This is a genomic window from Stackebrandtia sp., from assembly GCF_035643755.1.
In the GTDB taxonomy this organism is placed as follows: Bacteria; Actinomycetota; Actinomycetes; order Mycobacteriales; family Micromonosporaceae; genus Stackebrandtia.
On sequence record NZ_DASQPW010000063.1, the window covers coordinates 1 to 24,396 of the forward strand.

Sequence of the window (24,396 nt, forward strand, 5' to 3'; positions counted from 1 at the left end):
AGGCGATCGCCACGGCCAAGGCGAGGGCGAGTAGCACCAGGACGAACTCCATGAGGGGCATCCTCGCACGACGGGACGGTCGGGGGTGTGGCGGTCGCTCGAGCCTGTGGATAACTCGCGGACTGTGGAAAGACGGGCGCGAAGCTCGTCGGCCTCGGGGACGCCGAGGCGGGTGAAGATTTCTACGGCGTCGTGTAGACACTCATCTGCCAGTTTCGTTTGTCCATCGCCCGCGTATGCCCAGCCCAGCACCTTCTGCGTCTCGGCTCGCCGTTTGAGGAGCGACATGCGGTCAAAGCGGTCTCTCGCACGCAGTCCCATTCGTATCGCCTCTCGATACTCCTCAAGTCCCAACATTGCTTCACTGCGAATCAGCGAGAGCTCAGCGACCGTAAGCACATCGTCCTCACGAGGATCCTCAACACCCGACGAATCAAGGATTTCTTGAGCCTCTTGGTAACGGCCAGCACTGATTACCGCCCTGGCCAGCGCCATCATTGCATCACGCGCCAAGGACCGACGATCTGACTCCACAGACAGTCTGAGGGCCAGGCGAGCATCAAACTCGGCCGCATCGAACTCTTCCAGCCGCCGATACGCATGGCTGCGGGTAACGAGGCAACTGACTTCATGTGTAAAGAATCGACCGCGTCGGCATACCGCAATTGCCGCACTCGCTTTGTCCACCGCATCTCGGTAGCGTCCGACATCCCTGTACAGTCTCGCGACCTCTGCGATAAGGCCGGGGTGACCAACTTCAGGGTTGCTTGATTCAATATCCTGTGCTATCTCAAAATACTTTTCTGCCGCGGAATACAGTCCTTTGTGTCTGCAAATGCTTCCCAGCACCCCAGCACACTGATATGCGACATCTTGGCTTCCTGTGTTTCTAGCAGCGTCCAGAGCTTCTTCCATGAGAGATATTGCTTCCTCTATCTCTCCAAGTTCGGAAAGCAGCATTGCCAAGTACGACCGATACTGCCCTGAATAGTCGCCATTTGGACGTTTTTCGACCTCAGCCAAAGTCTTGCGCGCATAGTCAACCGCAGCCGTACGGTCGCCCAATGCTCGGAATATTTTCGCCAAAATATCATAGGTCAGGCAGCACGCGTCAGGGTCCATCGACTTATGCGCGGACGCAAGCGCATATTTGGCATATTGGAGTTGGGCGGAAGTCCTATAGGTGTCGTCCAAGAAACTTGCAATGCAAGTGGCGAGACACCAATAGGAACCATGCGATCGCCACATTCGCAATGCCGCAAGCACATTGGGGTACTCATCCGTGGCCAAGGTCCGCCGCCGCTCGAAATACCAACCGATGAGCCGATCCTGCACGTCCACCATGTCATTCGGAGTGGCTGTCTCCTGAAACTTGGCGGTGACATGTTCACGAACCAAGTCATGAAAGCGAAGTCGGTGGGGCCTATACCGCTCGACAAGGTGAGCAGATTCCAGCCGAGCGATCCCCTCGGCTGCTTGGTCATCGGGCATCGGTGACAGCCGTAGGGCAAGTTCTTGGGTGAAGTCGTCACCCGGAACGAGTCCAAACCGATAAAGCAATTGCCGCGAGGCGTCATCAAGTACATCAATCGAGAAATCAATCGCTCGCGTGAGAGTCGCAGCAGGATCACCATTGATGGCCAGGCGATCCAGACGGTGCGGTCCTTTCAGCTCCGACACAAAGTCGGCAAGTCTCTTGTGTGGTTGTGACGCGACGTTGGCTGATGCGATGCGCAGCGCCAAAGGTAGGTGTCCGCAGAGTTGGGCGATCATCACGGCGGACTCGGGATCTTCATTGAGCCGTCGGGGCCCGAGGATGTGTTCGAGCAGTTTGATGGATTCAGCTTGACTCAACGTGTCCAAACGGACAGGGACCGCATCATCGTGCGTCGTCAGCTCCAGAAGTTGGTCGCGGCTAGTGATCAGGGCGAGGTTTGACGTGCCTCCAGGCAGAAGCGGACGAACCTGATCGGCGGTCCTCGCGTTGTCGAGCACCACGAGCACCCGCGCGTTTTTGACGTGTGATCGATACAGGGCCACTGCTTCATCGATTTCGGACGGAACCTTTTCGGGAGTAACGCCCAGAGCTACGAGAAACCTTGTCACCGCCTCGATCGGCGTGACGGGTGGACGCTCGTCCCATCCGCGCAGATTGATGTACAACTGTCCATCGGGGAAGTGGCTACGCACCTTGTGGGCCCAGTGCACCGCGAGGGCCGTCTTCCCCGCCCCGCCCATGCCAGCGATCGCGGATACCACCGCCGTCTTGCGGGTCGAGGCGAGGAGCTCGTCCAGCGCGGCGAGGTGTTCGGTTCGGCCAGTGAAGGTCGCCGTGTCAGCGGGAAGCTGGGCGGGAATAGGATGAGACGGGGATTCGGTTGAGCTCGCCAGCAACGTCGCGTTCAGCGCCGAAATGTCGGGGTTGGGGTCGAGACCGAGTGTGTCCGCCAGCCGCACCCTCAGCGCCGCATACACCTCCAGCGCCTCGGGGGTTCGTCCCGTGTGGTGCAGCGCCTCCATCAACTGTGCGGCGAACCGCTGACGGTCGGGGTGCCGCTCGACGAGCCTCCGCAACTCATCGATGATGTCGGCGTATCGGCTCGCCGCGAGATCCGCGTCCACCTTCGTCTCGAGCGCCGCCAGCCGCGATTCGTTGAGCCGCTTGGCGATCGCCTCGATGACCCCGCCCGACAACCCCTCCAACGGATCGCCCCGCCACAGCCCGAGCGCCTCCCCCAGCAGTGGCCCCGCCTCGTCCGCCGCTCCGCGCGCACGATCAACCAGCTCGGCGAACGCCTGTGCGTCAACAACATTGCCGTCCAGGCTCAGCCGATACCCCTGTCCGCTCGGCTCGATCGCGCCCGGGTCCGGCAACTGTCGCCGCAGCGCCGCCACGTGATTCTGCACCTGGCGCCGCGCCGTTTCGGGAGGGTTGTCGTCCCACAGGGCGTCCGCCAGACGCGAGACCGTGACGACCCGTCCCGCCTCCGCCGCCAGCACCGCCAGCAGTCTCGGCGCGTGCCGCCCCGAGACCACCACCCGCGCGCCGTCGTGCCAGACCTCAAGCGGCCCAAGGATCTTGAACTCCACGTCGTCTCCGCTCAGACTCCCGCTCGACACATTTCGATCGGACTATACAACGGAGAGTCAGGGGCCGCGGTCGGCGAAATCGCCGCTGTCAGGGCATCCTGGCGAACTCGGTCAACGCCGCCGCCAGGTAGGCGGGGTCCGCCGCCGCGCACAGCTCGCGCACCGCGTGCATCGACAGGATCGGGATGCCCACGTCCAGCGTCAGGATCCCCAGCCGCGTCGCGGTGATCGGGCCGATCGTGGTGCCGCAGGGCAGCGAGTTGCGGTTGACGAAGGTTTGCATGGGCACGCCCGCGCGCTCGCACGCCTCGGTGAAGATCGCGCGGCCCACGCCGTCGGTGGCGTAGCGCTGCGACGCGTTGAACTTCAGCAGCGGTCCGCCGCCCGCCATCGGGTGGTGGCCGGGCTCGTGGCGATCCACGTAGTTCGGGTGGACCGAGTGGCTGGTGTCGCTGGAGGCCACCACGCTGTCGGCGAAGGCCCGGGCCGCGTCCTGCGGGTCGCCGCCGCAGGCGGCGACGAGGCGCCGCAGCACCGTCTCCAGGAACGGGCCGGCCGCGCCCGAGAAGGACTCGCTGCCGCATTCCTCGTGATCGAAGGCGGCCAGCACCGCGATCCGATCGCCCGGCCGTTCGGCGATCGCGCTCAGCGCCGCCACGCCCGCGTGCACCGAGGAAAGGTTGTCCAGCCGCGGGCAGGCCAGCAGTTCGCGGTCGCGGCCCAGGTAGGCGGGAGGCTGTACGTCGTGCAGGGCCAGGTCCCAGCCCGTCACCTCCGCGGGGTCGAGGCCCGCGTGCTGGGCGACGTGGGCGATGAGCTCGCCGTCGCTGGGCTTGCCCATGCCCCACAATGGAATCATGTGCTCCTGGGCGTCCAGCACCTGGCCGTTGTTGACCTGTCGGTCCAGGTGGATCGCCAGGCGCGGCACCCGCAGCAGCGCCTCGTCGATGTTGACCAGGTGGGTCTTGCCGCCACGGGTCACCAGCCGACCCGCCAGGCCGAGGTCGCGGTCCAGCCAGGTGTCGTGCGGCACCCCGCCGTAGATCTCCACGGCCACCTGCCGCCAGCCCGCCGACCCCGTGTCGGGCGCGGGCTTCACCCGCAGGTTCGGCGAGTCCGTATGCGCCCCAATGACTCGAAACCCCCGCGTCACGTCCGCGCCCTCGGGAACGAACCACGCCATCAGCGCGCCCGCCCGAATCACGTACCTGCCCCCGCTCCCGGCGTCCCAGCGCTCGGTCTCGCTCAGCTCGGTGAACCCCGCCCGCTCCAACAACCGCGCCGCCTCGGCCACCGCGTGAAACGGCGTCGGGGAGGCCGCCACAAAGGACATCAATCCGTCGGTGTGCCGACGATCAAAGGACAATGAGGACATGACCCGCTCTCAAAGGACAAACGTGACGACAGCGGCCCACGACCGCGCAACGAGCCTACGCGCTCACCTGCGAGATCATCACGTCCGCATTGGCCAAGTCACAAATGTGAATTAGAAGCCGATGTCGATCGAGGTTCCCTCAGAATCCGTCCAGTCGAACTCATCGTCCTTTTTGGCGTTCTGAATCACGTCGTCGCTGTAATGCATGAGGCGGTCGCCGGTGTCCTTGTCGTACCGACCCAGCACCGGGGGGAGCGCCTTCTTGGTGGGCTGCCACACGGCGTCCTCGTCGACGAATTCCTCTTCGTCCTCGGCGGCCTGCGGGTCGTCGTCATCCCACCCGCGCGGCATCTCCTCGCGGGGAGCTCGGGCACCGGGCGATGACATGGCGGACCTCATTACATGCGAAGTATCGGGGCTGTGCGTCAAGTGTACCGACGTGGGGCGCGACGGACAATGGTCAGTGGACGCGGGGCGGGCCCGCGTCCACTGTGCCGACCGTCGTTACTCCTCGGGCGGCAGCCACGCGGTCTGGATCTTGCGGTTGCCGTGCTTGCGGGTGACCAGCCAGCCACGGCCGGTGGCCATCGGGCCCATCCTGATGTCACCGAGCAGCTTGCCCTCGTCGCGGGGGCCGCCGCCCTGGAAGCCGGGGGTGGCGAGGTCCTTCATCGCGCCCAGGAACTTCGCATACAAATCCCGGCCCGCACCGCCGGAGCGCCTGGTGACGATGATGTGAAGCCCGATGTCGCGGGCCTGCGGTATCAGTTCCAGGAGTGGCATCAACGGATTGTCGTAGCCCGAACCCACGAGATCGAAGTCATCGATGATGGCGAACATCTCCGGCCCGGACCACCACGAGCGCTCGCGCAGCTGCTGCGGGGTGATGTTGTCCGGTGGGAGCCGTCCCTTCCCAGCGGTCAGGAAGGCGTTGACCATCTCCACGCTTTGCTCAGAGGTGGAACAGTGCTTGACGAGATACTTCTCCGGGACTGTGCCAAGCAGACTGCGCCGATAGTCGAAGAGAACGAATTGCGCTTCCTTTGAGGTGCATCGGGACACGATGGTCTTGATGAACTGGCGCAGGAAGGTGCTCTTGCCCGACTCCACGTCGGCGATGTACATGAAGTGCGGGTCGGTATCGAGTTCCAGGTACACCGGCTGGAGGTTGTGCTCGGCGATACCGATCGGAACGTGCCACTTGTTGGTGTACTCGTTAACCGGCAGGCTCTCGTACGGCAGCTCGGCAGGCAGCAAACGCACCGCCGGCGCCGGGGCACCTTGCCAGGCGTCGCTCACCTTGGCAACGAAGTCCTCGATACCCGCAAGGAGTGCGCCGTCCGCCTCGGGGTTTCCGTCGATGCGCGGCAGCGCTGTCAGTGTGTGGAGACCTTCGGAGGTGATACCCCGGCCCGGTCGCCCCGATGGCACTGCTTCGGCGGCGCGGCGGCCACCGATGGATTCGAAGGCATCGGACACCTTCAACTCGACGTTACTGCCGAAGAGGTCCCGGACAGTGTGGCGGAACTCCCCCCATTTCACCGCGGCGCCGACCACGTGGACGCCGAACGAGAGTCCACGTTGGAGGATCTGGGCCACCAGCGACTCCACATCCTCAAAGTCCTGACGCAACGACAGCCAACCGTCGATCACCAGGAAGACGTCGCCAAACGGATCGTCCTTGACCCGTCCATCAGCACGCATCTTCCGGTAAGTGGACATCGAGTCGATACCCATGGTGGCGAAACGCTGCTCCCGCTGTTCAAGGATGTTGAACACCTCGGCTGCAGTACGCCGCACCTCGTCCGTGTCCAGGCGCTGATACACGGCGCCGACGTGCGGTAGGCCCCTCATTGTCGACAACGCACCACCACCGAGGTCGATGCAGTAGAACTGCACCTCCGCGGGGGTGTGCGTCAACGCGAGCCCGCCGATGATGGTTCGCACCGCCGTCGACTTTCCGGACTGGGTACCCCCGGCGACCGCGATGTGCCCAGCCGCGCCGGTGAGGTTGAGCCATTGGATGTCTCGGCGTTGATCGTAAGGCTTGTCAATTAGCGCGACGGGTACCTGCAGCGCACCCTGCTGCTCCTGACGGGTCGTGTTCAGCCCGCGTTCGGGGGTCGTGGCGAGCTGGACGAACTCGTCCAACGTCGGCGGAATCTCCAACGGCGGCAGCCAAACCTGATGCGCCGGGGTTCCCTTGCCCTCCATCTTGGACACAAGAATGTCCAACAGGGACTCGCCTACCCTTTCGTCGTCGTCCTCCACGACGTCGGTCGGGCTCTTGTCCTCCACCGGCTTCGGCGGCGGCGCCACATACGTCGAGGTGAACTCCCGCACCTGCGGGCCACCCGACGCGGCGATCGCCTTCTCCACCGCGCTGCGCTGATACACGCCGGACACGTACGAGGCCCGGAACCGAATCAACGGCTCGGTGCCGAACCGCATGTAACCGTGGCCGGGCGCGCGCGGCAGCTCGTACGCGTCGGAGACGCCCAGCACCGTGCGCGACTCGATCGCGGAGAACGTCCGCAGACCGACCCGGTACGACAGGTGCGTGTCCAGCCCGCGCAGCTTGCCCTCCTCCAGACGCTGCGAGGCCAGCAGCAGGTGGACGCCCAGCGACCGACCGACGCGTCCGATCTGGACGAACATGTCGATGAAGTCGGGCTTGGCCGTCAAAAGCTCGGAGAACTCGTCACAGATGATCAGGAGGCTCGGCAGCGGCGCGATCGGCGCGCCCGCGGCCCTGGCCTTCTCGTACTCGCGCAGCGACGCGAACTTGCCCGCGGCGCGCAGCACCTCCTGGCGTCGGATGGTCTCGCCCTCGATGGCGTCCTTCATGCGGTCGACCAGCACCAGCTCGTCGGAGAGGTTGGTGATGACCGCGGAGGTGTGCGGCAGCTTGTCGAGCCGGGTGAAGGTCGCGCCACCCTTGAAGTCGACGAGCACGAAGTTGAGGATCTCGGGCGAGTGCGCCACCGCCAGCGCCAGCACCAGGGTCCGCAGGGTCTCGGACTTACCGGAACCGGTCGCGCCGATCATCAGACCGTGGGGTCCCATGCCGTCTTGGGCGGATTCCTTCAGGTCGAGGTCGACGGGCAGGCCGTCGGGCCCGACACCCAGCGGGATGCGCAGGCGGTCGCGGTTGGGCCGCGGCGTCGACCAGGCGCGCTCGGCGTCAAAGTCGAAGGGGTCGCCGACGTCGAGCAGGTCGGTGAAAGTCAGGTTGCCCTCGAAGGAGCCGTCCTCGTCGCCGTCCCCGGCGGAGCCGGCGGACTGCCGCAGCGGCGACAGGCGCCGCGACAGGGATTCGGCCTCGGGCAGCGTCAGCGAGTCGGGCTTGCGGATGTCGTCGATGGCGTCCACGGTGCCCATCCGCAGGGTGCCGTCCTCGCGGTGCTGGATCAGCAGCAGGCCCGGCTCGAGCTGGCGCGGCGGGGGCGTGCTGAGGTCCAGGATGGTGACGCCCTCGACGCCGCCCTCGGTGGCCAGGTGGTCGGCTCCCCGGGCGTCGCCGCCGTCCATGATGACGATGACGTGGTGTCCGTCCCATGGGGACGATGCCGGGTTGAACCGGGGCCGGCCCGCGAGCAGGTCGCCGAAGCGCTCCTCGAGCTCGCGCAGCGAGTTGCCCATCAACCGCACCGGCCCGAGAGCGTCGGTGTCCGACGGGTGCAGCGAGTGGGGCAGCCACTTCATCCAGTCCCAGTGCGCCATGTTCTGCTGCGACACGCAGACTGCAAGAAGCAGCTCGTCCGGGCTGTGCCAGGTGGCGACCTGCGCGATCATCGCGCGCAGCAGGCCGCGGCACTTCTCGGTGTCGCCGCGGAAGTACATCTTGGAGAAGCCGCGCAGGTCCATGGCGACGGGCAGGTCGTTGACGACCGCGTTGGTATCGAGGAACTTGCGTAGCGCTGCCGTACATAGCGGCTCGAGATCCTCGACGGGTTTTGTCTGTGGCACCCGGATCGGTGTGGCGAGTTGCTGCGGCCCCAGTCCCATGCGGACCACCGCGAAGTCCCCGTCGCCCGAGCGTCTCTCCCACAATCGCGCGCTGGATACCGACGACCACAGGGTGTCCGGATCGGGGTGGCGGTAGAAGAGGCCGCGCCGCTGGTCGCGTCGCGTCTTGTGGATCTGGCGGCGCAGCTGCGAGAGCTTGCGCAGGAAGTCCCGCCGGATCTGCATCATTTCCTGCTTGTTGGGCCCCTTGCTGCCGGTGAAGGCGTTCATGAGGACCATGCCCAGCATCGAGACGCCGAACATGCCGCCGGTCGCGGCGCGCAGCGGCATGCCGCCGGGGCTGCTGGTCGACCCCATCATCATCAGCATCATGGCGCCGCTGCCCGCCAACATGGGCAGCACCATGAGCATCTGGGACCAGTTGCGTCCGCCGGGCGCCGGAAGTTCAGGCGGCGACTCGACCTGGATGTCTCCGTCGGGCAGCTCCGGCGCGGGGCGCCGGGGCCGTTTCTTCACCATGACCAAGCCCATGGGCGGCTTGCCTCCTGTGGCGGGATGTTGGCGGACGGACGGGTGAGGCCGAACACGTCTGGATTGTTTACTGGGTGCACTCTCACCTTACGGTGGAAGCGCAAAGGCGTCTACTTCGCCCGACACGGCGGTGCGCCTGACAGATATGGTGGGGTGTCCCCACATCGCTACCACCCACACCGCACGTACGAGCAAAGGACCACGACGGTGACCACCGCCATTCGCACCGGCCTGACCCGGATAACGGTCTCGGCACCGCAACGCCGCATCGACCTGGTGCTGCCCGACCACCTGCCCGTCAGCGAACTGCTGCCCATCGTCCTCGACTACGCCGGCGAGGGCGCCGCGGACGACGCCGAGAAGCACGGCGGCTTCGACCTGCGACGCACCGACGGCAAGGTCATCAACCCGGCGCAGTCCATGGCGATGCAGCAGGTACGCGATGGCGAGCTCCTCCACCTGGCGCCGCGTCACGCCGACTGGCCCGAGGGCGAGTACGACGACGTCGTCGAGGCGATCGCCGCCGGCGCCAAGGTGCTCGGCAAGCAGTGGGAAGGCAACCACACCCGCATCACCGGCCTGACGGTCGCCGCGATCGCCGGGGTGATGGCGCTGGTGGGGCTGCTGTACGTCGGCCCGAACTTCGCGGGCCTCGGCACCTGGCTGCCCACCGGGATCACCGCCCTGGTCGCCGGCGTGGTGCTGCTGACCATCGGCATCGCGCTGTCCCGCGCCACTGGTGACTCGCTGGCCGGCGCCACCCTGGGCGGGCTGTCCCTGCCCTTCGCCGCCTTCGGCGGCTACGTGATCCTGGGTCTGCGTCAGGATATTTCGGACTTCAGCGCGCCTGAGCTGCTGGCCAGCGCCGCCACGCTGCTGATCTTCAGCATCATCGGGTTCTACGCGGTGGGTGACGCGCTGCGGGTGTTCGCCGCGGGCGTGGTCGTGGGGTTCTTCGGTCTGGTCGCGGCCGCGCTCGGGTTCACCAACTGGTCGGCCACGGGCGTCGCGGCGGCGACTCTGGCGATCTCGGTGGCTCTGCTGCCGTCTATCCCGGTGCTGTCGATGCGCTTCGCGAAGCTGCCCATGCCGCAGCTCCCCCAGTCCGCCAAGGAACTGGTCAAGGACACCCCCAACCCGCCGAAGGAAGAGATCTTCGCGAAGGTGCTGCGTGCCGACGAGCTGCTCACCGGCCTGCTGATCGGCGCCTCGATCGTCACGATCATTTGCCTGGGCGTCATGGCGTTCGGCGGCGAGGGCGGCGCCGCTCCTTATCTCATTGGTGTCGCCGGCGGCGTCTACCTGCTGCGCGCCCGGCTGTTCCCGGCGGTCCGCCAGCGCATCCCACTGCTGGTGGCCGGCTTCTTCGGCATCGCGTTCCTCGCCTACACCCTGGTGGCGCTCTTCAGCCTCCAGCTTCAGCTGATCGGACTAGTCGGCGTCGTGCTTCCGGCCGTAATTCTGGCGACCGCCTCCGGTCTGCTCTATTCCAAGCGCGCGCCCTCGCCCTACATCGGACGCATTGCGGACATAGTGGACATCATGCTGATCGTGGCCGTGGTTCCCCTGGCCTGCGGCGTGATGGGCCTGTTCGGCTTCTTCGCGGGGATGACCAGTTAGGCCAGAAGTGGCACGAACTGGGGGTGGCGACCGTTGCGGAGGTCGGCTACTGTGACGAGGCAGACGGCGTTAGTCGTCTACACCACCCACATTCCTTCGGAATGACAGATAGGACCGAAACAATGGCAGATGGACACAGCTCTATCAAATTCGAACACGCGTCTGTCGCGCAGACCATCTCGAGTTTCCGTGGCCTCCAGGGCGACATGGAAAAAGAACGCACGATGCTGTTCGACGAACTCGAGATCCTGCACACCAGCCTCGTCGGTAGCGCCGGTAACGCGGCGGCCGTATTCAGAACCGAGACCGACAGGGTCTTCGGAAATCTGAACAAACTCTCTACCGACATCGTCGACGCCCTGCAGGGCGCGACCGACAGCTCCAGCGCCGGCGACGAACAGCACGGCCAGCAGCTCCAGACCGCCATCAACGGCGTGTCCGAGGGCTCGGACCTGCTGTCACACGGCCAGTAGTCGCAACCAACCACTCAAGCTTTAATCTCAAGGAGACGGAAACATGGCCGGTAGTACAGATGCCCTTAGGTACGAATACGGTGGAATCAGCAGCGCGGTCGCGGCCGCGCACCGATTCTCAAACAACGTCAAGGGGCTGCTCGGTGATGCGGCTTCCTCGCTTAATAAATACGCCAGCGACACCGACGGTGCCTACGCCGCGGCCTTCCAGGCGGCGCAGCGAAAGCTTCACCAGGCGGGAACCACCATCGAACAGTCCGCCGCGAAATTCGCCATGCACCTCGAAGAGGGCGCGTCCAACATGAACTCCACCGACGTGCGGTGGGCGAACACCATGGGTGACATCGCCTAATCAATGCTCGTCCGAGTGCCCCTGTCTCATGGCAGGGGCACTTTTCTTTTCAATGGCTCGCCGCACAATCAGCGGGTTGGAGCCTACCGGCTATCGTGTAACCGCAACCTCAGCGTGACCCCGTAGAGGAGACCCCATGGCCAGCCGTCGCGATCAGCTGCAGAGCTACCAGTTTCTGTTGCAACGCGTGGTCTCGGCACTCGTGTACCGCAAGACCGACCCGGCGCAGTCGCCCTTCCGGCGCACCGGCGGCGCGGTGTTCGCGGGCATCATGCTGGCCGCGCTCGCCCTGGCCATCACCGCCGTCATCGGCCTGTTCGCCAGCAACTTCGGCAAGGACCGGGACTGGGTGCTGGGCAACAAGGTGATCATGGACGAGGACACCGGCACCCCCTATGTCGTGCTTCCTCCCGCCAAGGACGAAAAGCACCAGCCCAAGAACCAGGTCCTCTACCCGGTCACCAACTTCGCGTCCGCCGCCCTGTTGGCGGGGACGACCGAAAAGATCTCGGTGAGTTCAAACTCGCTGGCCGGTGAGGACGAGGACCTGGGCGACCTTCGGATCCCGCCGCGCGGAACCCCGATCGGCATCGTGGGAGCGCCGCAGTCCCTCCCCACCTCGGACTTGATCATCGACGACCCCTGGACCCTGTGCTCCAAGCCCTCCGCCGGGGGCGACTCCTACTCCTCGAAGCTTTTCATCGGATCGATGAGCGGAGTAACGGGCTCCAAGCTGGCGAGCAACGAGGCCCTCCTGATCTCCGACGGCGACGACACCTACATGCTGGTCGACGGGAAGCTGCACCTCATCGACCCCGATCTGTTGGACCAGGCCGGCACGAACCTCGCCTGGGACCCGAAAATCACCCTCCCCGTTGACGCCGCCTTCACCGATGGCATCAACAAGGGCGACCCCGTCGAGTTCCCGGACCTGGGCGGCACGCCCGGCGATTCCGTCTCGGGCGGCGGCACGATCGGCACCGTGCACAAAAACGCGGCCGCCGGCGGCACCGTCTACCTGGCGCAGACCAAGGACGGCTTCGCCCGGGTCACCGAATTCCAGGCGGAGATCCTCAAGGCCGCCACCAACCAAGACGGCTACGAGTCGGGCGGCGCGAGCCAGACGGACGACCTGCAGCCCACCAAGACGAGTGATTCCCTTCCCGCGAACATGCCCAAGTTCCCCACGGTCGACTCCTCGGCACCCACCCAGACCTGCGCCACCTACACCAAGACCGGCAAGGTCACGGTCAACCACGACGTGACGTTCAAACACGAGGTTCCCGGCGTCAAGACCACCAACCACGACGACACCGGCAAGAAGTACGTCAACCGCATCGTGATGAAGCCCGGCACGGGCGCGATCGTGGAAACGGGGTCGGCGCTGTCTCTGGTTACCAGCGACGGGGCCATCTTCGGCTTGGACCAGACGAAGCCGGCAAAGACCAAGAGCGGCAAGTACACCCCGCCGAACAGCGCCATCGTGGCGCTGGGCTACTCCTCCGGGGTGGCGAAGGTCCACATGCCCACCAACCTGATCAGTCTGATCCCCCCGGGCCCCGAGCTGAGCCCGCAGCGGGCCCTGGACGCGGCCACCAAGGAGCAGTGATGACACGCTCCCCACAGCAGCGAAAGCCCCGCGCCCACCGCTCGCTCGCCGCCGCACTCAGCGTCGGTGTGGCGGCGCTGGGTCTCACGGTGGTCACGCCGGGGACGGCGCTGGCGAAGGATGATTGCCCGCACGCCTCCAGCGCGGTGGCCCCGGGCAAGTTGAAGTCGTCGTACCTGTGGGCGCAGAAGGCGCTCGACGTTCCGCGCGTGTGGTCGACGACCCAGGGCGAGGGCGTCAAGGTCGCCGTCATCGACTCCGGCGTGGACGCGAGTCTGGACAAGGCTTTCGGCGATCGAGTGAGCCCCGGCCACGCGTACATCAAGGTGAGCGCGAACGGCAAGGGCAATACGGACGCGACCGACGACTGCGACGGTCACGGAACCGAAGTGGCGGCGATCATCGCCGGCAAGAAATACAAGGGCATCGACTTCTACGGCATGGCGCCCAAGGCCACGATCGTCCCGTACCGGATCGCCAACGCCCGTCCCGCCGCTGAGGACAAGGACGACAAGAAGGGCGACGGCAGCAGCACAGAGAAGACCTTCGCCTCCAACGCCGACGTCGCCAAGGCGATCCGCGCCGCGGCCGACGGCGGCGCGAAGGTCCTCAACCTGTCGCTGAAGTACAGCGAGGACGTCCCCGGCATCAGGGACGCCATCGCGCACGCGATCGACGACAAGGGCGCCGTCGTCGTGGCCGCCGCCGGCAACGAGGGTGCGAAGCAGAAGAAGGTCGGGGACCGCATCTCCTACCCGGCCGCCTATCCCGGCGTCATCGGTGTCGGCGCCGTCAACTCCGGCAACGGAAAGACGGTCGCCTCGGAGTCCGGGGACTGGGTCGACGTCGTGGCTCCCGGCGAGAACACCGCCGCCCCGCTGCCGAGCAGCGCCGACGGCAAGTTCGAGCCCGGCTTCGGCGGCACCTCGGGCGCCACCGCGTTCGTCTCCGGCACCGCCGCTTTGCTTGCCGCCCAGCACAAGGACTGGAGCGGCAAGCGAATCTCCAGACAGATCCTCGGCACCGCCAGCCCCACCCCGGGCGGTACCGGCATGAACAAAGAGAGGTTGAGCCCGGGTTACGGCCACGGCATGATCGACCCCTACCGGGCGGTCACCGAGCGCCTTCATCCTGAGGAGTCCCCCGAGGACAACTCCGAGATGGACGTCCCCCCGATGGGCGACAAAGAGGTGGCCGAGGCCGACCACTACAACGCCATGAAGCCCTGGGCGATCTGGATCGCCGCGGGCGCGCTGGCGTTGTTCGCCGCCGCCTTGACCGGCGTTGGCGCGATGCGCCGGGCTCGCAAGCACGACTGGCGGATCAGGAAGGTCTCCAAGGACGACCAGACCCAGCCGTTCGACGACGGAGACCCGATCTCGCTGTACCAGGGGATCAAGGGGCTGAAGGAGTAGGCGGGACGCGGTCCGTGTCCCGCGGTTCAATACTTGGTGCCCGCGACGAGGTCAAGACACAGGATCGCGTGGTCGGTAGTTTCAACCATCTCACCCTTGGGGTCGGGGCAGTCCGAAGGTTGCTTTACCTTGTCGGTGATGCTGAGGATGGACTCGGCCGTGTTCTCCGGCAGGTCCGCGCAGTCGGCGGGCTTGTATGAGAACCCTTCATTGTGGAGGCATCCTCCCGGCTCCGCGGTCTTCATATCGACGACGGTCATGAGCTTCGCCCCGGAAATCCGCCAGGTTCCAGAGTCACGATGCAGCTTGTAATCCCAGCGCATGCGCACGATGTCTTCGTAGTTCGGAAGATCAAGGGTCTTATCGACGACAACCGTGGACCGTGTCCCCTTGGTCGACTCGTTCCGAATGTGGAAACCCATGTGGCTCTTGGTGAACCAACGGCGCATGGTCTCCATGCCCTCGGCGTTGTCGCGAAACTTGAGCGCGTCAGGCGCGTCGCTGGTGACGAGTTTGCGAGCAGCCGCGAAGTCTCCCTTCTGGGCATCGGACACGAACTCCGTCACCACATCGGACGGTGAGCCTCCGGAGAAGAACAGGAAATAGGCCGACCCCGCGAAGACCAACGCCAGCACTACGCACATCGGAACGAGGACGCGCAGCGCCTTGCGCCGCTTGGGCTGTGGAGCCGGCGTGGTGCCGGGAAGAACGCCCGCGCCGTATCCGGCCGGGGTGTACGGGCCGTTGACCGGGTAATAAACCGGATCGGTGTATGGGTTCTGAGGGTATTGCCCGCCGGGGATCTGGCCTGGTGGCGTCGGCTGGTACGGCTGTTGGTATTGCGGGTACCCGTATGGTGGCCCTTGCTGAGACATCGCGTCGCCTTCTGGTGTGCCTGCGGTAGCAATGCCGCGCAAACCCGAACGGATTCTTCGCCCACGTCCGTGACCCCCCACCTCTATCTGGCGAGCAGCTTCTGCGCGTCACGCACGCCGTCGGAGATCTGATCCAACATGGTGGATGGATCGAGTCTGTCGGGTTGCTTGTCCGTGGCGACGGACAGCTCGTATTGGATCACCATGTTGCCGTCCATGATCATGACGACGCACTGTGAACCGTCCTTGCGTTGATAGCCCTCGTAATACTTCGGCAGGCACCAGGACTCGCCCTGCTCCCACTTTCCTTGGAACTCGGAGAACTTGACCGTCTGGCCTGGGGCGACCGCATCCTGTCCCTCGAGATACTTGATGTCGAAGTCCCATTCGCCCTTGACGGCCTTGGAGTGTCCCTTCTCGAACACCGCGAAATCCTCGCTCACCGAGACGCACTCGATGCACACGCCCTTGTCGTCAAGCTTCTCCTGAAACAATGTGGAGCATTCGAAGCTCTCGGGCGCGTTCATGCTTCCGCCCGGCCCCTCCAGCCGATTGCCGTCGATTTCGGGAGCGATGTCGGCGTACGACGACCAATCGAGCTTGGCGCAGATGCCCGGGATCTTCTCGTAGTAGGTCTTCGGCTTGCTGGCCTTGGTGCTGGCGGGGTCGCGCGGCCTTTCATCGAATGCCCGGGCGACGACACCGTAAGGACGACTCACAACTCCGTGAAGCGACGAAGTCCTCACGTTGAGGTAAATAATCCGGTGCCCCCGCTACTGACGGGGGCACCGGCAGTGTCAGGACCTGGCGACCGCGACCCTGATGGTGAGGCCGTCCCCGGCCTCGCCGGCGAAGCCGTCGGTCACCGGGGCGAACTCCAGCGAGGCGGCCAGGGTTTCGCGGGCGACGAAGTCGCGGTGGGTGTTGGCCGCGTCGGTGACCTCGGGTGGGGCGTCGACCGTGAGGTTGATGCGGTCGGTGACGTTGAGGTCGGCGTCCTTGCGGGCGTTTTGGACCACGCGGACCACGTCGCGGGCCAGGCCCTCGGCGGCGAGGTCGGGTGTGACGTCGGTGTCGAGGACGACGACGCCCGCGTCGCCGGGCAGCACCGCGGTGCGTTCGGCCGCGCGGGGGGTCATCTTGAGTTCGTACTCTCCCTCGTGGAGGGTGACGCCGCCGGCCGTGACGGTGTCGCCGTCGGTCGACCAGTCGCCGGCCTTGACCGCCTTGATGACCCGCTGGACGTCCTTGCCGAGGCGGGGGCCCAGGGCGCGGGGTATCAGGCTGAGGGTGCGGTCGCTGTAGCCGGAGACGTCGGTGGAGAAGTCGACGCGCTTGACGTTGACCTCGTCGGCGATCAGGGAGGCGAAGTCGCGCAGGGACTCGGCGTTGGGGGTCGCCACCGTGAGGGAGGCCAGGGGGAGGCGGACCCGCAGCTTGGTGGCCTTGCGCAGGGACAGGGCCGCCGAGCAGACCTCGCGGGTGGCGTCCATGGCCGACACCAGGTCGGGCGCCGAGGGCAGCGTCTCGGCCGCGGGGAAGTCGGCCAGGTGCACCGAGCGTTCCCCGGTGAGGCCGCGCCAGATGTCGTCGGCGATGAGCGGCAGCAGGGGCGCTGCGGTCTCGCACACCGTACGCAGCACGGTGGCGAGGGTGTCGAAGGCGCGCTTGTCGCCGGTCCAGAAGCGGTCGCGGGAGCGGCGGACGTACCAGTTGGTGAGCGCGTCCAGGTAGAACCGCACCGCGTTGCAGGCGCCGGAGACGTCGTAGACGTCCATGGCGGAGCGGACGTCGTCGACCAGGGCGCGGGTCTTGGCCAGCACGTAACGGTCGAGGACGTGCTCGGAGGCCAGGGCGCCGGCGGTGGCGGCGTTCGGGGTGGCGTCGTAGCCCTCGGCGTTGGCGTACAACGAGAAGAAGTACCAGACGTTCCACAGTGGCAGGATGACCTGGCGCACGGTGTCGCGGATCCCCGACTCGGTGACGGGCATGTCACCGCCGCGCAGAACCGGTGAGGCGCACAGGAACCAGCGCATGGCGTCGGCGCCGTAGGAGTCGAAGACCTCGTAGACGTCCGGGTAGTTGCGCAGGCTCTTGGACATCTTGCGGCCGTCCTCGCCCAGCAGCGTCCCGTGCACCATGCAGGACTTGAATGCCGGACGGTCGAACAGCGCCGTGGCCAGCACGTGCATCAGGTAGAACCAGCCGCGCGTCTGCGGGCTGTACTCGACGATGAAGTCGCCAGGGTAGTGGTGTTCGAACCATTCGGTGTTCTCGAACGGGTAGTGCACCTGGGCGAAGGGCATCGAGCCGGAGTCGAACCAGCAGTCCAGCACCTCGGGGACCCGGCGCATGGTGGCCGCGCCCGTGGGGTCGTCGGGGTTGGGGCGGGTCAGTTCGTCGATGAACGGGCGGTGCAGATCGGTGGGGCGGACGCCGAAGTCGCGCTCGAGTTCATCGAGCGATCCGTATACGTCCACGCGTGGATATTCGGGGTCGTCCGAGACCCACACCGGGATCGGCGATCCCCAGAACCGGTTGCGCGAGATGTTCCAGTCGCGGGCGCCCTGCAGCCACTTGCCGAACTGGCCGTCCTTGACGTGCGCGGGCGTCCATTCGATCTGCTGGTTGAGCTCGACCATCCGGTCTCGGAACCGGGTGACGGCCACGAACCAGCTCGACAGCGCGCGCTGGATCAGCGGGCTGTCGCAGCGCCAGCAGTGCGGGTAGGAGTGGACGAAGGTGTCGTGGCGCAGCAGCTTTCCGGCCTCCTTGAGGTCGCGGATGATCTGCTTGTTGGCGTCGAAGACCAGCAGCCCGGCGTACGGCGGCACCTCCTCGGTGAGCCGGCCGTGCGCGTCCACCGGCACGACCGGTTCGATGTCGGCGGCGTCGGTCACCACCTTGTCCTCTTCACCGAAGGCGGGTGCGATGTGGACGGCACCGGTGCCGTCCTCCGTGCTCACGTAGTCGGCCAGCAGCACCTGGAAGGCGTTGGGCGTCTCGGCGAAGAAGTCGAACGGCGGACGGTAGCGCAGGCCCGCCAGGTCGCGTCCGGTGTGGCGCGACAGCACCTCGGGGTCCTCGCCGAGCTCGCGGGCGTACGCGCCCACGCGCGCGGCGGCCAGCAGATAGCGCTCGCCGGAGTGCCTCACCACCACGTACTCGACGTCGGGGTGAACGGCGGCGGCCAGGTTGGACGGCAGCGTCCACGGCGTGGTCGTCCACACCAGAAGGTTGACGCCGTCGAGGTCGGAACCGGGCGCCACCAACGGAAGCGCCACCGTCACCGCCGGGTCCTGGCGGTCCCGGTAGGTGTCGTCCATCTTGGTCTCGGTGTTGGACAGCGGCGTCTCGCAGCGCCAGCAGTACCACAACACGCGGAAGCCCTCGTACACCAAACCCTTGTCCCACAAGGACTTGAAGGCCCACATGACGCTTTCCATGTAGTCCAGATCCAGCGTCTTGTAGTCGTTTTCGAAGTCCACCCAGCGGGCCTGGCGGGTGACGTACCGCTCCCAGTCCTTGGTGTACTTCAGGACGGACTCGCGGGTCGCGGCGTTGAACTTGTCGACGCCCATCGCCTCGATCTCGGCCTTGGTGTTGATGCCGAGCTGCTTCTCGGCCTCCACCTCGGCGGGCAGGCCGTGACAGTCCCACCCGAAGCGCCGCTCCACGCGCTTGCCGCGCATGGTCTGGTACCGCGGCACGATGTCCTTGACGTACCCGGTCAACAGGTGCCCGTAGTGGGGCAGGCCGTTGGCGAAGGGCGGACCGTCGTAGAACACGAACTCGTTGTCGCCCTTGACGCCGGCGGTGCGGCGGTCAATGGATGCGGCGAAGGTCCCGTCCGAATCCCAGTGGGCCAGGACGCGGTTCTCCACGTCCGGGAAATTCGGGTTGGCGGGAACGCCCCGGTCGGGGTCGTCCTTCGGATAGGCCATCGCTCGCTCCTTCGCACCGGCCTGTGGGTTTGCTGCCGTATGCGAGGACGAGCCGAAGCCCGCGGTACCACCTCGCTTGACGCGCGCACGCGTCCGCTCGTGGGTGGGCTGTGACGGGCCACTCCCGTCCGGGTCTAATGGGGCTTTCGCCCGTTCTTCCGGAGGCTCACTGGTGATGGCCAGGTCAACGCCGCTGCGGTCAAGTGTAACGACACCGTCCCGGGCCCCGGCAACCGAGTTTCGCCCGGCCAGGCTGGTAGGGTTCTCCTCGTGCGAATTCGCTTGAACGGAAGCTGGTGGCGCCGCTAGGGGCGGCCCCACGATTTCGCACGTAATCGACTCGACGGCCGCCGGTGACGGCGGTCGTTTCGCGTGAGCGTCCTCCGGTGGTCGGCGGCACTGGCAAGCAGGAGGAGCAGCGCCATGACCTCGTACCAGACCCCCGCGGGTGTGACGATCCAGCGGACGTCGCGTGCCTTGGGCGACAACGAGTTCGAGCAGGTCATCGACGCCGTGGAGACGCGGCGCGGTGGGGTGTTGAGTTCGGGGATGGAGTACCCGGGGCGGTACAGCCGCTGGCATATGGCCTACGTGGACCCCTGCGTCGAGGTGGTGGCGCGCGGGCGCGAGATCGGGGTGGCGGCGTTGAACGCGCGGGGCCGGGTGTTGTTGCCGGTGCTGGGAGCGGCGCTGCGGTCGGTCGGGGAGCCGCGGGCCGAGGGGCACGACGAGGTGCGGGTGTACGTGCCGGAGTCGGGCGCGGTGTTCGCCGAGGAGGAGCGCAGCAAGCAGCCGAGCGTGTTCACGGCGCTGCGGGCGCTGTGGAAGGCGATGGGGTGCGACGACGACCACCTGGGGTTCTACGGGGCGTTCGGGTATGACCTGGCGTTTCAGTTCGAGCCGATCGCGGCGAGGGCGCGGCGGGAGGCGGGGGCGCGGGACCTGGTGTTGCAGCTGCCGGACGAGATCTGCGTGTGGGACCTCAAGCGGGAGCTGGCGCATCGGTTCAGCTACGAGTTTACTGTGGATGGTGTGTCGACAGCGGGACTGCCTCGCGGGACGTCCGCATTGGAGTATCGGGCGGGCGGCGAGGTCCCGCCGGGGCCGGTGCCGGGGGCGTACGCCGAGACGGTGCGGGTGGCGAAGCGGGAGTTCGCGGCGGGGAACCTGTTCGAGGTGGTGCCCGGGCATTCGATGTACGCGGCGTGCGATTCGCCCGCGGGGTTCTTTCGCCGGCTGCGCAAGGCGAACCCGGCGCCGTACGAGTTCTTCTTCAACCTGGGCGAGCGGGAGTACCTGGTGGGGGCCTCGCCCGAGATGTACGTGCGGGTGAACGGCGATCGGGTGGAGACGTGCCCGATCGCGGGGACGGTGCCACGCGGCGCCGACGCCCTGGGTGACGCGGAGCGGATCCGGGAGCTGCTGACCTCGTCCAAAGAGGAGTCCGAGCTGACGATGTGCACCGACGTGGACCGCAACGACAAGGCGCGGGTGTGCGTGCCGGGGTCGGTGCGGGTGATCGGGCGTCGGCAGATCGAGATGTATTCACGGCTGATCCACACCGTGGACCACATCGAGGGTCGGTTGCGGCCCGAGATGGACGCGCTGGACGCGTTCCTGACCCACATGTGGGCCGTGACGGTGACGGGGGCGCCGAAGACCTGGGCGATGCGGTTCATCGAGGAGCACGAGCCGACGCCGCGGCGCTGGTACGGCGGCGCGGTGGGCAAACTCGGCTGCGACGGGTCGATGAACACCGGCCTGACCCTGCGCACCGCGCAGATCCGCGACGGCGTGGCCACGGTGCGCGCGGGCGCGACGCTGCTGTACGACTCGGACCCCGACGCCGAGGAACGCGAGACGCACCTGAAGGCGCGGGCGCTGCTGGAAACGGTGTCCGCCAAGGACTCCCCCGCGCCCGGGATCGCTCCCGCCGTGGAGCGGGCGGGCGGCGCCGCGGGCGTCGGGCGGCGGGTGCTGCTGGTGGACCATGAGGACTCGTTCGTGCACACGCTCGGGGACTACTTCAGGCAGCACGGCGCCACCGTTTCGACCGTCCGATTCGGATTCGATCGCGCGTACCTGGACGCGTTCGACCCCGACCTGGTGGTGCTGTCGCCCGGACCCGGGGTGCCGTCGGACTTCGGGTGTGCGGGTCTGTTGGACGAGCTGTATCGGCGGAGGTTGCCGGTCTTCGGTGTGTGCCTGGGATTGCAGGCGATGGTGGAGCACTCGGGAGGGACGCTGTCGACCCTGGGCGTGCCGTGGCACGGCAAGCCCGCTCCCGTCAAGGTGGCGGGCGGGTCGCTGTTCGAAGGCGTGGCCGACGAGTTCACCGCCGCGCGGTACCACTCGCTGTACGCCACGGTCGATCAGGTGCGCGGCGGCTTCGACGTCACCGCCACCACCGACGAGGTGGTGATGGCCATTGAGGACGCCGAGACGAAGCGGTACGCGGTGCAGTTCCACCCCGAGTCGATCCTCACGGCGCGCGACGTGGCGGGGCATCGCATCGTGGGCAACGTGTTGCGGTTGACGCGCCGACGGTCCTAGTCGTCCACCGGCTCGAACACGAACTGCTGCATGGGATCGGACTTCTCGCAGGGCTGCTGCACCATCGCGGTGCCCCTCACCGTCATGCAGAAGTCGCCCTTGGCGGCACGGATGCGGAACACGTCGATGTCCTTGACCTTGTCCACCACGCCATCGATGTGGAAGTACTCCTGGCGCTTGGCATCGCAAAACGCGGTGCGGAAGGGCTTGCCGGGGCCTGTGCCGTCGGGGACGACGCAGCTGCCGTACTTGCTGTCCTCTTTGATCTTGGTGGGTTGGATGCGGTACCCGCCGCCGTCCTTGGCCTTTTCGATGTAGTTCATCCAGTACTTGCCGTCGCAGCTGTCCAGCACCGCGTTCAGCGTCTTGCCGTCGTCGCTTGGCTTCTGGCCCAGGCACTTGCGGGTGCCCCAGCTGCGGACGCGATAGGACTGGTCGGGCGCGATCGACAGGTTGCCGTCGGACGGGGGGAGGTTGTCCTTGTCGAATGTGGTGTCCGCGGTGGACGTGCCCTTGGGGTCGTTGGCGCCCGAGGGATCGTGGGAACCGGCGACCAATGTGGTCAGATAGACCGATGCCGCGCACGCCAGCACCGAGGCGACCACCGTGACGACGATCTTGGCCCGACGGCTCAACCCCCCTCGGGGCATCGGAGGTATCCACCGTGGACGTTCGAGGAAACCAGAGCCGCGCATCGGAGGCGATGGCGTCACGGGGAAAGCGGGCGACGGGGTGACGGGGCGGGTGTCCTCGTCCTCCGCGGCGCTGCCCAGCGCCGACAGGTCGGTGGTCCTGATGTCGTCGGACGGCGGCGGAGGCGAGGCCGACAGGTCCACGGTCTTGTGGTCGGACGGCGCGCCGCCCAGCGCCGACAGGTCCGTGGTCTTCGCATCGTCGGCGGGGGGCGGCGAATCGGACAGGTCCACGGTCTTGAGTTCCGACGCGGCACCCGCCGCCTTGTCGTCGCCGTCGGTCTCCCCGTCGTCGGCCGCGGAGTCCTTCGGGGGCTTGGCAGCGGCGGGGGCGTCGCCGGGCGGGGGCGGGATGCGGACGGTGAGCTCCGTGCCCGTGGAGGTCGCGTCGGGCGTCCTCTGCTTGGGCGCCACGGGATCGGCGTCGGTCTTCCTCGCGACCGCGGGCGGTCCCGCGAAGACGATCGGCTCGCGGCGGTATTGCGCGGGGTCGGCGGGCGGCGAGATCACGTGCAGCGACTCGGTCGGGCCCTCGGGCAACGGCGCGGAGACGGTCGGGAAGCCCGCGCTGGGCGGCATGGGCGGCACGGGGAATCCGCCCGGAGGCGTGCTCGGTGGCAGCGGCGTCCCTGACGGCGGAGTCGACGGCGGCGAGGGCAACCGCGTCTCCGTCGGCGGAGTCGGAGGCGGGCTCGGACGCGAGGCCGCCGCGCCAGACCCGAATCCTGGCGGCGGTTTCAGGCCCTTCGGCGGGCTCGCGGGTTCGGGGACGGGCGGCAGCGCGGGGAAACCGCCCGGGGGCGTGCTCGACGGCGGCGAAGGCAGCGGGGTGCCCGACGGCGGGGTCTGAGGCGGAGGCAGCGGCGTACCCGACGGCGGAGTCGGCCGCGAACCAACGGAACCCGCGGCGGGCGCCTCGCCCGATCCCGACTCGGTCGCCGAAGCCTGTTCGGGCGAGCCCTCGCCCGCGGCGGGCTCCTCGGACTCTCCGTCCCACACCTCCAGCGGCGGCAGCTGCCTGCGCGAGGGTCGGGTGACGGGCGGGACGGGGGGCACCTCGATCGGTCCCGAGGCGGGCTCGTTGGGTTTGCCCGATCCCAGGCGCCACCAGTGCTCGCGCTTTTGGTCCTTTTTGTCCTTCTTGGCGGATTTGCGGTTCGAACGGCGCTTGGGTTCCTTGTCCGTCGTCTCCACGACGGGGAGGTTCGGCAGACGCGGCGAGCGGCGCGAGCGCTTGGCGTGGGACTCGGCCAGCGAGGGCAGCGGCGCGACCGCGGCGGCATCGCGCGCGGCTTCCTCGTCGTTCTGCTCGGGGTGCTCGCTCATGGGACCTAACTTTAGGGCTTATGACGGACCCGGCCTAGGGGCGATGGCGACAATCCCGCGCCGCGGCCGCGCGGGCGAATCGCTTTGGCGGAATTGTCGTTTTCCTAGGGCCGCAGCGCATTATCGGGGATGACGCGGGGCCCTGTCCCGCGCGAATGCGCGAGGCCGACCCCCGCCGCGTGGGCGGCCGGGTCGGCCTCGGCGTCGCGTATCGCCATGGGTGGGGCGAGAGCCTAAGTGCGGTCGGGGAACCACAGCGAGATCTCGCGTTTGGCGGAGTCCTCGGAGTCGGAGGCGTGGATCAGGTTCTCGCGGTTGGACAGCGACAGGTCGCCGCGGATGGTGCCCGGGGCGGCCTTGCGGCCGTCGGTGGCGCCCGCCAGCGCGCGCACCACGGGGATCGCCTCGTCGCCCGTCACGATCAGGGAGACCAGCGGTCCCGAGGTCATGAACTCCTTGAGCGGCGGGTAGAAGGGCTTGTCGACGTGCTCGGCGTAGTGCGCGTCGGCAAGCTCAGCGTCCATTGTGCGCAGACGCATTTCCTCAATGGCCAGGCCCTTGGACTCCAGCCG

15 protein-coding genes are annotated in these 24,396 nt (G+C 66.9%); 6 read left to right on the forward strand and 9 right to left on the reverse strand.

The window, feature by feature from the left end:
• From VE172_RS04540 to eccCa, 4 genes are all read right to left on the reverse strand, one after another.
• The coding region (locus VE172_RS04540; RefSeq protein WP_324797799.1) for an AfsR/SARP family transcriptional regulator at window positions 1–3,090 on the reverse strand (3,090 nt) is incomplete at its 3' end.
• Between the two features lie 88 nt (window positions 3,091–3,178).
• Window positions 3,179–4,465 (reverse strand): M18 family aminopeptidase, encoded by a 1,287-nt coding sequence (locus VE172_RS04545; protein ID WP_324797802.1) that lies wholly within the window; start codon window positions 4,463–4,465, stop codon window positions 3,179–3,181.
• A gap of 111 nt (window positions 4,466–4,576) precedes the next feature.
• Window positions 4,577–4,852, reverse strand: a complete 276-nt coding sequence (locus VE172_RS04550; protein WP_324797806.1) for a hypothetical protein — start codon at window positions 4,850–4,852, stop codon at window positions 4,577–4,579.
• A 117-nt stretch (window positions 4,853–4,969) separates the two neighbouring features.
• Window positions 4,970–8,965, reverse strand: coding sequence for a type VII secretion protein EccCa (gene eccCa / locus VE172_RS04555; protein WP_324797809.1), 3,996 nt, complete (start codon window positions 8,963–8,965; stop codon window positions 4,970–4,972).
• A 207-nt stretch (window positions 8,966–9,172) separates the two neighbouring features.
• Here eccCa and eccD point away from each other — a divergent pair, with 207 nt between their 5' ends.
• The 5 genes from eccD to VE172_RS04580 all read left to right on the forward strand — a co-directional run bounded on the left by eccD (window position 9,173) and on the right by VE172_RS04580 (window position 14,434).
• Window positions 9,173–10,585 carry a type VII secretion integral membrane protein EccD gene (gene eccD / locus VE172_RS04560; protein ID WP_324797812.1) on the forward strand — a complete coding sequence of 471 codons (1,413 nt, stop codon included), beginning with the start codon at window positions 9,173–9,175 and terminating at the stop codon, window positions 10,583–10,585.
• Window positions 10,586–10,707: 122 nt separating this feature from the next.
• Complete coding sequence (locus VE172_RS04565; RefSeq protein ID WP_324797815.1) at window positions 10,708–11,058, forward strand: hypothetical protein; 351 nt, start codon at window positions 10,708–10,710, stop codon at window positions 11,056–11,058.
• Between the two features lie 43 nt (window positions 11,059–11,101).
• Entirely contained in the window at window positions 11,102–11,410 is a 309-nt protein-coding gene (locus VE172_RS04570) for a WXG100 family type VII secretion target (protein ID WP_324797818.1), read from the forward strand.
• A gap of 136 nt (window positions 11,411–11,546) precedes the next feature.
• Window positions 11,547–13,019: a type VII secretion protein EccB gene (gene eccB / locus VE172_RS04575; protein WP_324797820.1), complete on the forward strand. Its 1,473-nt coding sequence runs from the start codon at window positions 11,547–11,549 to the stop codon at window positions 13,017–13,019.
• On the forward strand, window positions 13,019–14,434 hold the full coding sequence (locus VE172_RS04580; RefSeq protein ID WP_324797822.1) for a S8 family serine peptidase: 1,416 nt from the start codon (window positions 13,019–13,021) through the stop codon (window positions 14,432–14,434). The genes eccB and VE172_RS04580 overlap by 1 nt, the downstream gene beginning before the upstream one ends.
• Window positions 14,435–14,460: 26 nt before the next feature.
• On the opposite strand, the gene VE172_RS04585 is transcribed toward VE172_RS04580, so the two are convergent.
• From VE172_RS04585 to ileS, 3 genes are all read right to left on the reverse strand, one after another.
• Window positions 14,461–15,309: a nuclear transport factor 2 family protein gene (locus VE172_RS04585; RefSeq protein ID WP_324797825.1), complete on the reverse strand. Its 849-nt coding sequence runs from the start codon at window positions 15,307–15,309 to the stop codon at window positions 14,461–14,463.
• 83 nt (window positions 15,310–15,392) lie between these two features.
• Window positions 15,393–16,028, reverse strand: coding sequence for a hypothetical protein (locus VE172_RS04590; RefSeq protein ID WP_324797827.1), 636 nt, complete (start codon window positions 16,026–16,028; stop codon window positions 15,393–15,395).
• A gap of 78 nt (window positions 16,029–16,106) precedes the next feature.
• The gene (ileS, locus tag VE172_RS04595) at window positions 16,107–19,253 is read right to left on the reverse strand and encodes an isoleucine--tRNA ligase (RefSeq protein ID WP_324797830.1); all 3,147 of its coding nucleotides are present in this window, start codon (window positions 19,251–19,253) and stop codon (window positions 16,107–16,109) included.
• A gap of 423 nt (window positions 19,254–19,676) precedes the next feature.
• Between ileS and VE172_RS04600 the strand changes: the two genes are divergently transcribed.
• Entirely contained in the window at window positions 19,677–21,806 is a 2,130-nt protein-coding gene (locus tag VE172_RS04600) for an anthranilate synthase component I (protein ID WP_324797833.1), read from the forward strand.
• On the opposite strand, the gene VE172_RS04605 is transcribed toward VE172_RS04600, so the two are convergent.
• Together VE172_RS04605 and VE172_RS04610 are read right to left on the reverse strand one after the other, a co-directional pair.
• Window positions 21,803–23,824 carry an RICIN domain-containing protein gene (locus VE172_RS04605; protein ID WP_324797836.1) on the reverse strand — a complete coding sequence of 674 codons (2,022 nt, stop codon included), beginning with the start codon at window positions 23,822–23,824 and terminating at the stop codon, window positions 21,803–21,805. The genes VE172_RS04600 and VE172_RS04605 overlap by 4 nt on opposite strands.
• 233 nt (window positions 23,825–24,057) lie before the next feature.
• The coding region (locus VE172_RS04610; RefSeq protein ID WP_324797839.1) for a nucleoside-diphosphate kinase at window positions 24,058–24,396 on the reverse strand (339 nt) is incomplete at its 5' end.